The organism is Streptomyces yerevanensis, assembly GCF_000716805.1.
Classification (GTDB): domain Bacteria; phylum Actinomycetota; class Actinomycetes; order Streptomycetales; family Streptomycetaceae; genus Streptomyces; species Streptomyces flaveus.
The window spans coordinates 1-10274 of the sequence record NZ_JNWJ01000119.1 but is presented as its reverse complement, the minus strand read 5'-3'; the positions used below and the strand labels follow the sequence as shown (position 1 = coordinate 10274).

The following is a 10274-nucleotide window of genomic DNA, read 5'->3' as shown; positions in this document are numbered from 1 at the left end:
TCATGGTCACCATGAGTCAACGAGACCGCTCCCGTCCCCTGGCTGTGCAACACAACTTCAGCGACGATGAAATCGAGCACGGACTCAAAGCTGTTCGCCTCTACGCCAGTTTGAGACTTGGCGTTCGCGACGCGTCCCAGCCCAATGAGCACTGTGCATCGTGAAGTTGCAGGTCACGGGGCTGGCGTGCGCCGGGTTCGGGATGCTGTCGCGGGCGGATGACTTCGGGGAAGATCGCCGGTCAGCGGGAGACTTCGCGGTTCGTCAGGACCAGCATGGCCCTCACCAGGGCGGTCGCCCACTTCGGGTCGGTGCGGACCTTGCGGAGGACCCGCCAGTTCTTCAGGTGCGCGAAGCCGTGCTCGACCGGCGCCCGGACCGCGGCCAGCGCCGTGTCGGACAACTACTGACCACGTGTCAGAGGACGGTTCCGGGCGGCCTTGTAGCCGGTGATCACCGCTGGGTCGGCGTCGGGATCGCTGTCGTCGAGGCCGATGAAGCCCAGGTCGGCGATGGCTCCGAGGCCGGCTGCCCGCAGCTTGGCGGTGAGCTGGTCGTGTCGGCAGGCGGTGATCTCCGAGGTCCGCCCGGGCCGGGCCGCGGAGGCCCAGAGCAGTCGGCCTCTGTCGTCGGTGAGTGCGATCACGAGCAGGCCATGGCTTCCCTGACCCACCGGGTCACGGTGGTGCGGTGTATCCCGTTGCCGCCGGCCAGGTCACCCGGCCGCTGGTCACAGCGCAGCACCGCCAGCACGATGGCGGCGATCCTCCCGGCAGGCAGCGCCCGACACCGCGAGCCGATCTTCTTCAGACGGCCGCGTATCAGATCGGCGAGCCAGTTCAAGGTGGCACTCGACAGCGGCAAGCGGGCGGTGTAGATAAGGCCGTCAGGGCCCTCGGCGAGACCGTTGTTTTTCTTCACACCAAACTCAACTGCCGTCGGGGGCCCGCTGGTTACGTCCTGGCGATCCCCGCGTCCGGCGCCGCTACGGGCGTGCGGTGAACCTGCCGTCGGGTCGTTTGTGCAGCCAGCCGCGGTCGGCGAGTTTGGTCATCTTCGCGCGCAGCGGCTCCAGTTTGCCGCGCACCGCGACTTCCAGGCACAGTTCCTCGCCGACACCCCTGCCTGCACCGGGTCGTCGGCGGCCCGCACGATCGCCAGGATCTTGCGGTAGTCAGCGGGCAGAGCGGCCTCGTCGGGATTCTCGCTGCGGTGCGGGATCAGCAGCACCGCCCGTCCCGCCACCCGGGCGGGAGTTGGGGCAACAGTCGCGGCGGCCTCCTCCGCGGCCCGGTCCTGCTCGGCCAGCCGGTTCAGGACCCGCTCGGCGATCACCAACTCCTCCCGCTCGGCCTGGACCTCCTGCAGCTGCTTGGCCAACTCCTCGGCGAGCGTATCCAGTTCACTGCGGCGATCCGTGATCCGCTCCAGATCCTGCATCCCCGCACCCTCCCCACGCCATCCCGGCGCACCGGCCCGGTGACGGATCGTAGGAGCGTCGCCACGGTGAGCGCAGCAGAACCCGAGAACGGCCCAGCCGCCAGGTCAGACGATCTTCAACGTGGACACCGGCCTCGGACCAGCGCGAGCACGGCAAGAAGCGCGCACACCAGCCCCGTGACCTGCAATTCACGATGCACAGTGCTCAGCGACGGTGGTAGCGGCTGGCGGCCTGCACGTCCCACTGTTGCCGGAGGGTGGCATAGCGCGCTCCCGTAATTGGGCCGTTCAGATCCGTGGAGAACTTCCTACGCTGGTCGCTATTTTCCAGTTTGCTGTCTGCTATACCACTCACACCCTATCGTCCCTACTCTCCATTTGCCCAGCAACCTCAACCGTCGCAGCGTCAGGACAAGCTCGGCGGCGTCGGCCTGGACTGTTCAACCAGGATGATGGCGTTCCACTCCCAGACCGGCTCGCTGCACTATCTGGAGGCCCGTGAATCCAGACATTCCGTGAGAACCTGCCGCCCAGGTATTTGATCAGAAATTTATGGGGTTCTCGTTCAGGTCGTAACGGAGGTGTGTGCCGCGCCGTAGGCGAATCTGCGTCCCGTCGACCTCGGGGCCGTGACCCGAATCGTCGAGGAGGCTTGGGCGGGGTCGGCGCCGACCGCTGGGACCCTGGACGGCGTGGTGGGTCGCCCGCGTTGAGCGGGAGGTGGACCGCGTTCAGGGCAGCGGGGTGAGTGCGTCCTCCAGCGCCGCCCGCGCGCCGCGCAGGGCGAGACGGAGCTGGTCCGGTGTACGGCGGATCTGGGCCAGCAGGAGGCCGCCCTGGATTGCGGCCATGGTGAGGTCGGCCAGCTCCGTCACGTCCGCGTCCGGGCGTAGCTCGCCCGACTCCTGCATCCGGCGCAGGCCCGCGATGAGGGGTGCTTCCCAGCGTGCGAAGGCGTCCACGAACGCTTGTCGGGTGAGGTCGTCCCGGCCGCTGAGCTGGCTGGCCAACGAGCCGATCGCGCAGCCGCCCACTGCGTCCTGCCGCGTCCCGTTGGCCACGATCGCGTCGAACCAGCGGTCGATGCCAGCCAGTGAGTCGACTTCCAGGAGCAGCGGTTCCTGTGCGGCCAGCACCGTGTCCACGGTGGAATGAACCACGGAGCGGATGAGATCGTCCCGGTCGTCGAAGTAGTGGTAGAGCTGGCTGCGGCCGACCCCTGCGGCGCGTTCGACATCGTCCAGCGTGACCGCCGCGACGCCGCGGTGCTGGATGAGGTCTGCTGCCGAATCGAGGATGCGCTCTCGGGTCGCGCGACCCCGCGCGGTGGTCGGTGTGTGTCCCATGCCCCCTCCTCCGTGTCCTGTGCCTCACGGTACGGAGGCTTTGTACTTCCCGATACAGTCTGACGCAGGCCGCTCTGTACTGAGCGATACAGTCTGCGAGGAGGAGCTGTGAGTCGGTTCGCGGTTACGAACACACGAGTTTTCACCGGGACGCACATAGCCGATGCCTCGGTGGTCGTCGTCGAGGACGGGACGATCGCCGCTGTCGGCCACGAGGTCCCCGAGGGTGTGGAGGAGCTCGACGGCGGGGGCGGGACCCTGCTGCCGGGTCTGATCGACGCCCACACCCATACAGACGAGGACGGTCTGCGCACGGCCCTGCGCTTCGGCGTGACAACCGAGCTGGACATGATGTCGGTACCGGACGTGATGAACCCGGTACGGAAGAAGGTGCAGACCGAGTTCGATCTGGCCGACGTCCGCACCGCCTCGTGGGGCCTCGCCCACCCCGACGGACATCCTCACCAACTGCGGCGCGACCTGGACGACCCGGTGTGGCCCACCGCCACCGTCCCGAGCCAGGCGCCTGCCTTCGTTGAGGGACGCCTGTCCGAGGGCGCGGACTACATCAAGATCATGGTCGAGGACGGCACCGCGTTCGGCACGTCGCTGCCCGTGGTGCCGCCCGAGGTCGTCGCCGCGGCTGTCGAGGCGGCTCACGAACGCGGGGCGATGGCCCTGGTCCACGCCCTCAGCGCCACGGCTACACGGGTGGCTGTCGAGGCGGGCGCGGACGGCTTGACCCACCTGCACTATGACGAGGTCATCAGCGACGACCTGATCCTCCGGATGCGCGAACAGGGCATGTTCGTCATCACCACCTTGGCCGTCACTGCCTCCGGCGCCTCCGACGGCGCTGGCCCACGCCTGGCCGCCGACCTGCGTGTGGCATCCCGCCTGAACGCGGCATGGCGCGACAACCTGGGGCGCGAGTTCGCCTGGAACGCCCACTTGCCCAATGCCCTGCGCTCGGTCGGGCTGCTCCACGCCGCCGGCGTCGAGGTCCTGGCCGGTACCGATGCGGCCCACCTCGGTGCTCCGGGCCTCGCTCACGGCGCCAGCCTGCACGACGAGCTACGCCTGCTCGAGGCCGGCGGGCTGAGTCCGGTCGAGGCGCTCACTGCGGCGACACGGCGTACCGCTGACCGGTTCGGCCTTACCGACCGCGGGCGAATCGAGCCCGGCGCCGCGGCGGACCTGGTGCTCGTGGACGGTGACCCGACCTCGCAGCTCTCCGCGACGCTCAACACCCGCGCGGTGTGGCGTCGGGGCCACCGCCTGGCACCGGCCGGCGTGACGGGAGAGCAAGATGCCTGAGCGCTCGCTGGTTGACGTCCACGCCCACTTCACCACCTCGCACTACATCCATTGATCAGAAGCGGTTCAGGTTCTGGGTCGTTGGAGGAGTGTGAACGATCTGGTGGGGGATGCGCGGCGCCTTTCGCCGTCGGCACAGGAGGCCCTGCGGCTGCGCGCGGTGGCCGCGTTGGCGGCGGGGCGGGGCCGTGAGGATGTGGCGGCGGTGTTCGGGGTGTCGCTGAAGGCGGTCGACATCTGGTGGGCGAAGTGGCAGGCCGGTGGGCGGGAGGCGCTGGTCATGCGTCCGCGCGGTAAGCCGGTCGGGGTGCATCAGGTGATTCCTGAAGCTTTCTCGTCCGATCTGATCAGTCTGCGGTCTGGTCGAAGACGAGGAGGCGCATGCTGTCGGCGCTGACGGTGGTGAGAAAGCTCGGCAGAGCTCTGGAGAACTCACGGGATGTCGCACTGAGGCGCTTGAGTCTCCAGCCGCCGGAGGGTTCAGGATCTTACTCATGGACGACAAACGCCCCGACGTGCTCACCATTGGCCGGCTCGCGCACCGCACCGGACTTCCGGTGCGTACCCTGCGCTTCTGGTCGGACGAGGGGGCGGTGCCGCCTGTGGCCCGCTCCGCGGGCGGCTACCGGTTGTACGACGCCGAGTCCGTGGCCCGCGTCGAGCTGGTCCGCACCCTGCGGGAGCTGGGCCTCGGGCTCGACGACGTGTGCCGCGTCCTGAGCGGCCGCACCACGGTCGCCGAGGTCGCCGACGCGCATGTGGCCGCGCTCGACGCGCAGATCCGCTCACTCAAGGTGAGCCGGGCCGTCCTGTCCACCGTGGCGAAACGGGGTTCGACCGTTGAGGAGACAGCACTGATGAACCGGTTGGCGCGGCTTTCCGCCGCCGAGCGCGAACAGATCATCGACGAGTTCAAGGAGGAGGTGTTCGGCGGCCTCGACGACCCCCGCCTGCGCGACCGCATGCGCACCTTCAGCATCGAATTGCCCGACGATCCCACACCTGAGCAGGTCGACGCCTGGATCGAACTGGCCGAATTGGTGCGGGACCCCGGTTTCCGCGCCCGGTTGCGCACATGGATGGAGCTCAACACGCCCGTACCGGGGCAGGGCCGTCCCCCCGGGGCGTCCATCTGGTGGGCCAGGCAGATCGTGCAGACCGTCGCGGAGGTCAGAAAAGGCGGGGTCGCTCCCGAGGGGCCGGCAGCCGCCGAGGTGCTGTCCGAGCTGTTCGGTGACGCCGATCGGGCCGCCGTGCTGCGCAGCCTGGAAGCCGGGATCGAGGCAGGGGCGGAGCACTACCGCAGGCTCGTCGCCCGTGTGCGCGGGCAGGATTCGTCGCCCGACGCGACCGAGGAGCTGGAATGGCTGGCGCGGGCCCTGCGCGCCGCGGATCAGACCTGACCTGGTGCTCGGCCTCGGCAGGGGCAGGCCGCCGACCTCGCGGTGCCGCTCGACCGGGACGAGCTGATCGCCTACGGGCCGCGGCTGTCCGACAACGGCGCCACCCGGCTGGGGACGGCGGCGTTGGTCCGAAGACCGGACCCGGACACGGCACGCGCCATCCCGACCCCGGACCGGTACGCCGACCCTGGGTGCACAACTGGCAGTTCGGCAGGCGGTCGTGATGACCGAGGACATCCAGGCCGACGTCACCGCCGAGACCCTTCGGATCGCTCAGCATCCTCGTGTTTCACCCGAACCCACGGATGCATTGGCCTGACGCACACCGGTGGACCCGTGGGTTCGCGCTGAAGGACCTCCGGTTTCCCTAAACCCCCGGGGATCCAGGGGTGTGACCCACGTACGCGTCAAGGGGGCAATGAGCTGATCTTGAAGCCCTGAGCGCCCGGGCCGTCACCCGTTCGGCTGAGTGTCGTTGGTGGTGATGTTTAGCTGGCGTCTTGGCCCGGGGCAGGATTGTGACCTCGATCGAGCGGACCGCGTACCCCCGCGGTTCAAGCGGCTGATCACCGCGCACGAGCTGCATCTGTTCTTCTCGCCGACTCGCGATGAGCTGGAGTGGGCGGCCGGGGCCACGGACGGGGACGAGCATCTGCTGGCCGTGCTGCTGACGCTGAAGCTGTGTCAGCGCATGGGGTACTTCCCGACGCTGGAGGACGTGCCGGAGCAGGTGGTGGTCAAGCGGCGTGGATCCGTCGGGAAGCTCAGCGTCGCGGACTCAACTGACGCCGCTCGTCGTCCAGCGCCCGCCCCACCCCGGGGCGGGCGTCTGCGTGTTCAGTCGACACTCCCATGACCAGCTCACCTGGGACAGTCCGATTGTCGGCTCGTTGCATCAGGCATGGGGTGGGGAGACTTGACAGACGCCGAGTGGGAACGGCTGCGGCCATTCCTGTCGGTCGGCATTGGACGTTGCTGCCGGTGCGGGAGCCGTACTCGCGCGGGTCGACCGCATCAGGTCGGCCAAGACAGCGCTCGGCTGCGATTTCGTCGAGTCGCCGGCGTCGTCGCGAGGACCAACCACTGGCCTGTTCCGGGCAAACGTACGCAGGTACCTGATCACCTCGGACACGTCGGCGCGGAGCGAAGAATCCACCGGCTGAGTACGCCGAGTGGCTTGGGGCGGCGAATCTCGGCGGAAGGGCTTCGGTCCGTCACGGTGCCCCGTGCCGGATCACGCCCGGCACGGGGTCGCGGCCGTGAATGTCGACACGCACCGCAGCTGTCGCAGCGAGGACGTATGCGTCGGGGATGTCCTGTCTGTGCTGTCGGCCGCCGCACAGCGGATCGAGAGCGACATCGCCACCTTGCATGCTGCACGGAATCGCCCAGAATCTGATCTGCGGTGCCCCGGAGCAGTGAGGTACCGGCGTGCCATGCGAACGCCACTCGGAGACGTGCCTGGCTGCCGCAACGGTCCCGGCCGCCACGACGCGTGGCGAACCGGACCGTTCCTGCCCTCCCCCAGGTGTGTCGGTGGTGGGGTGTCAGGGTGTGCCGAGGTACGTGGTGGCCTGGACGTCGTGCAGGTGTATGACGATGTCGTGGGCCTTGCCGAATGCGGCCGTGTATTCCACGGGGTCGGGCCATCCGGCGCCGATGTTCCAGGTGCCACGCTCCTTGTCCAGCCACTCGCGCACCGGCTCGGGGGCCTTGCGCATGTCGAGGATGTAGTCGTCCCGGCGGGCCTTGTCCAGGGTCTGTTCGTTGGAGCCCGGCTTCGCGCCGTCCACGTGGTAGCTGCGCATCACGTTGTCGTCGGTGCCGAACGCGATGAAGGAACCCTTGTAGAACGAGAAGCCGATACTGGCGTAGCGGCTGCCCAGTGCGTCGCGGAGAAAGGAGCCCTGAGTCTTGGGGTACCGCGTGTCGAACGAGTCGTAGGACACGTGGGTGTTGTGGGCCGACAGCAGAATCTTGTTCCCGGTGTACTGGTGCCACCACTCCACGTTCTCGGCCATCACCTGGTCGCGGAGCTTCATCATCTGGGCGATTTGATCCTCGTCGCCGATGTCGAAGGACAGGCCCCTGGCCATCTGGTGGATGGCCAGGGCGTGCTGTGTCATCCACAGATGGTTCTGCTTGTCACCGGGGCCGGGGCGCTGTGCGCGCAGGAGGTCGTAGACCTTCCGGGTCCGCTCCGCCCGCTCCTGGCGCTCGGCGAGCGGCAGCTTGTAGTACTCCTCGGCGAAGGTGCCGGCGTCGGTTGTCGGGGCCAGACCGCGGTACAACTCGGTCGCCTGCTTCAGCAGTTGCGGGTACTCGTGGGATACGTAGTCGATGACCCGTGCGTACAGTTCCGGGCCGGCATAGCCCATGTCGTTGCCCATGAAACGCACCGGGTCGCCGGGGTGGTGAAGGTTGTAGTCCCGCATCCACCTGATGAGGTCGATGTAGTCCTGGTTGTTCCAGATCCGGTAGGAACCCTGGAACTCCTCACGGGCGATGTCCTTGAGGTTGCCCTTGCCCTGCACCACGTACTCGTCGATCCGCACACCGCTGCTCCAGGGGAGTTCCAGGCTGAAGGTCCGGAAGCCTTTCTCCTCGACCAGATAGCGGAAGACCCGGTGCTTCATGCGGAAGAAGTCCCGCGAACCGTGGGTGGCCTCGCCCAGTCCCACCACCTCGGTGCCCTTGAGCATGCGGCCCAGCGCGTCGAGGTCCCGCAGACTGCCCGCGGGGTTCGTGGTCCGCAGGGGGTGGGAGCTGCGGTCGATGCCGGCCACCACACTCTCGCCGCTCTGCCAGGAGGCAGATGCCTTCGATGCCGGGGCCGGTGAACCGTGCGCCGTGGCGCCCATGGCAGGCGTGGCGACCGTCAGCGCGCTGAGGGAGAGGAGGACCGAGGGGATGATTACTGCCTTGCGTCGCGTCATGCGTACAGATTTCCGTGCGCACAGGGTCCGTCACCAACCCGTGTGCTGCCCATCTCCAAGTACCGCAGGCACTACCCCGGGACTCGGGCCACCGCCCGTACGTCGTGGCTTTGCCGCCTGGTGGAGCCGGTCGCGGGCGAAGAGCAGATACAGGGGACGACGAGATGCACCACGTTGCGGCCGGCGAGTTCCGCCTGCCGGGCGGCATGGCGCAGCAACGTGAACTTACCGATACCTCCCGGGTGTACAGGTACGCAACAAGGGGAGCGTCTGCCGCTGCCGACAGCATCCGGTGGAACATTTGCTCGCTCCGGTTACCGGGCCACTGGCTCATCGGCTCGTGCTGCCGCCGGCCTGTCCGCCAGTCCCCTCACACCCAACGCCGCTTTCCTCTTTCAGGCTCATCGCGCCGCGATGTGCAGCCGATCAGTAGTTCAACAGGTCGCGGTTTCCAGTCCAGTCAGATGTGCCCGGCGGGTCGGGGCGGGGGAGCCAGGAAGGGGAGCAGCTCGCGGGCAAAGGCATCGGGACGTTCCTCGGGCACGAAGTGGCCACTGCCCGGAATCACCGCACCGGTCAGATGCGGCGCGGCCGTGTCCAGACTGTCGGCGAGTAGGGCGCCTGAGCTGTGCTCGCCGCCGACGGCGAGTACGGGCATGGGAAGGGTTCCTCCGGTTTCGTGCCAGGCCCGGTTGACGCGGCCGTCGTCAAGGAGGGTGCGGTAGTGCGCGAAGCCGGCGCGCAGTGCCTCGTATCCGCGGTAGGAGGAGGCGATGGTGTCGACCTCTTCCGGCGGGAAGGTTCCGGGTACCGCGGACAACCAGTTGAACCACCAGGTGAGGAAGTCGCTTTCCCGGCCTTCGAGGAGCAGCTCGGGCAATTCTTCGGTCATGAAGAGGCCGAAGTGGAACAGACCGCCGGAGGCCACGTCCATCGCCTGCTCCAAGCCGAAGCCGGGGAGGGCGAGTTCGACGAGGACGAGGTGTTCGACTTCCTCGGGGTGGCGGCGGGCGTAGGCGAAGGCGACCATGCCACCGATGTCGTGCCCGACGATGCGCACGCCGCCGTGGATGCCGAGCTGTGCGAGGAGTTCGCGCATGTCCTCTGCTTGTGTGTCCTTGTCGTATCCGCTCGGGGGACGGTCAGAGGCACCCATGCCGCGCAGGTCGGATGCGACGACGCGGTAACCGTGCGCGGCGAGGGCCGGCATGAGGTGTCGCCAGGCTCGCCACGTCTGGGGCCAGCCGTGCAGAAGGAGTACGGGTGCACCGGACCCGCCGACCACGGCATGCAGCCGGGTGCCGTTCGCCGTGACGGTGATGCTTTCGAATCCGTCGGGGAGGGGTGTTTCGTCGCTCATGGGATCACCTGGGGCTGGGTCGAGGAGAAAGACCAGGAACTTCTGTCCGTGAGGGCCGGCGGAGCCGGCGGCGAGCTCGGCCAGTACCTGGTCGGTGGAAGTGACGCGGGCTCCGGTGCGCTCGACGGCGCAGCGGATGCGGGCATCGTTGGGTGGTCGGCGTTGCTGAGGGCTGGGTGGACAGAGGCAGTTCACCGTGCCGCCCTTGTGGCCGGTGAGAAGCAAGACGCTGCTCTGGGGAGGGAAGGGCTGGGACGGGTACAGCCGGTGGCGTTGTGCCAGGAGTGCTGCCCGGCCCGAGGACACGGAGTGGTCAGGTCTTGCGTGCGAGGGCTTCGCGGACTGCGGGTACGACTTCGGCGGCGAACGCGCGGATCTGCTGGCCGTGGTCTCGTTCGGGCCAGATGACGAAACCGTTCATGCCGACGGTGCGCACGAGTGTGACAAGGTGCTCGGTCCACTGGGCGGCTGG

11 protein-coding genes and 1 pseudogene are annotated in these 10274 nt (G+C 68.1%); 5 read left to right on the top strand and 7 right to left on the bottom strand.

Annotation, left to right across the window (positions count from 1 at the left end):
* Positions 1-241: 241 nt before the first annotated feature.
* The 5 genes from OP79_RS57765 to OP79_RS47385 form a co-directional block, all read right to left on the bottom strand.
* Entirely contained in the window at positions 242-403 is a 162-nt protein-coding gene (locus tag OP79_RS57765; RefSeq protein WP_245685724.1) for a hypothetical protein, read from the bottom strand.
* A complete protein-coding gene (locus OP79_RS57760) occupies positions 404-646 on the bottom strand; it encodes a hypothetical protein (protein WP_245685723.1) in 243 nt (80 codons plus the stop codon). It lies immediately after the preceding gene.
* Positions 643-921, bottom strand: coding sequence for a hypothetical protein (locus tag OP79_RS57755; protein WP_051745812.1), 279 nt, complete (start codon positions 919-921; stop codon positions 643-645). The genes OP79_RS57760 and OP79_RS57755 overlap by 4 nt, the downstream gene beginning before the upstream one ends.
* A 129-nt stretch (positions 922-1050) precedes the next feature.
* The gene (locus OP79_RS50160; protein WP_245685722.1) at positions 1051-1440 is read right to left on the bottom strand and encodes a hypothetical protein; all 390 of its coding nucleotides are present in this window, start codon (positions 1438-1440) and stop codon (positions 1051-1053) included.
* 731 nt (positions 1441-2171) lie between these two features.
* Positions 2172-2786 (bottom strand): TetR/AcrR family transcriptional regulator, encoded by a 615-nt coding sequence (locus OP79_RS47385; RefSeq protein WP_033329429.1) that lies wholly within the window; start codon positions 2784-2786, stop codon positions 2172-2174.
* Between the two features lie 108 nt (positions 2787-2894).
* On the opposite strand from OP79_RS47385, the gene OP79_RS47380 reads away from it, so the two are divergent.
* The 5 genes and pseudogenes from OP79_RS47380 to OP79_RS47370 all read left to right on the top strand — a co-directional run bounded on the left by OP79_RS47380 (position 2895) and on the right by OP79_RS47370 (position 6362).
* A complete protein-coding gene (locus OP79_RS47380) occupies positions 2895-4103 on the top strand; it encodes an amidohydrolase family protein (protein ID WP_033329428.1) in 1209 nt (402 codons plus the stop codon).
* Positions 4104-4194: 91 nt separating this feature from the next.
* Entirely contained in the window at positions 4195-4500 is a 306-nt protein-coding gene (locus tag OP79_RS53325) for a helix-turn-helix domain-containing protein (RefSeq protein ID WP_245685721.1), read from the top strand.
* A gap of 97 nt (positions 4501-4597) precedes the next feature.
* Positions 4598-5506, top strand: coding sequence for a helix-turn-helix domain-containing protein (locus tag OP79_RS47375; RefSeq protein ID WP_033329427.1), 909 nt, complete (start codon positions 4598-4600; stop codon positions 5504-5506).
* Position 5507: 1 nt separating this feature from the next.
* Positions 5508-5730, top strand: a pseudogene (locus tag OP79_RS57750) (YciI family protein); the annotation flags it as partial.
* A gap of 260 nt (positions 5731-5990) precedes the next feature.
* The gene (locus tag OP79_RS47370) at positions 5991-6362 is read left to right on the top strand and encodes a DUF4158 domain-containing protein (protein ID WP_078492511.1); all 372 of its coding nucleotides are present in this window, start codon (positions 5991-5993) and stop codon (positions 6360-6362) included.
* Positions 6363-7053: 691 nt separating this feature from the next.
* Here OP79_RS47370 and OP79_RS47365 read toward each other — a convergent pair.
* Both OP79_RS47365 and OP79_RS47360 read right to left on the bottom strand, forming a co-directional pair.
* The gene (locus OP79_RS47365) at positions 7054-8442 is read right to left on the bottom strand and encodes an erythromycin esterase family protein (RefSeq protein ID WP_033329426.1); all 1389 of its coding nucleotides are present in this window, start codon (positions 8440-8442) and stop codon (positions 7054-7056) included.
* Between the two features lie 460 nt (positions 8443-8902).
* Positions 8903-9802 carry an alpha/beta fold hydrolase gene (locus OP79_RS47360; protein ID WP_033329430.1) on the bottom strand — a complete coding sequence of 300 codons (900 nt, stop codon included), beginning with the start codon at positions 9800-9802 and terminating at the stop codon, positions 8903-8905.
* Positions 9803-10274 lie beyond the last annotated feature (472 nt).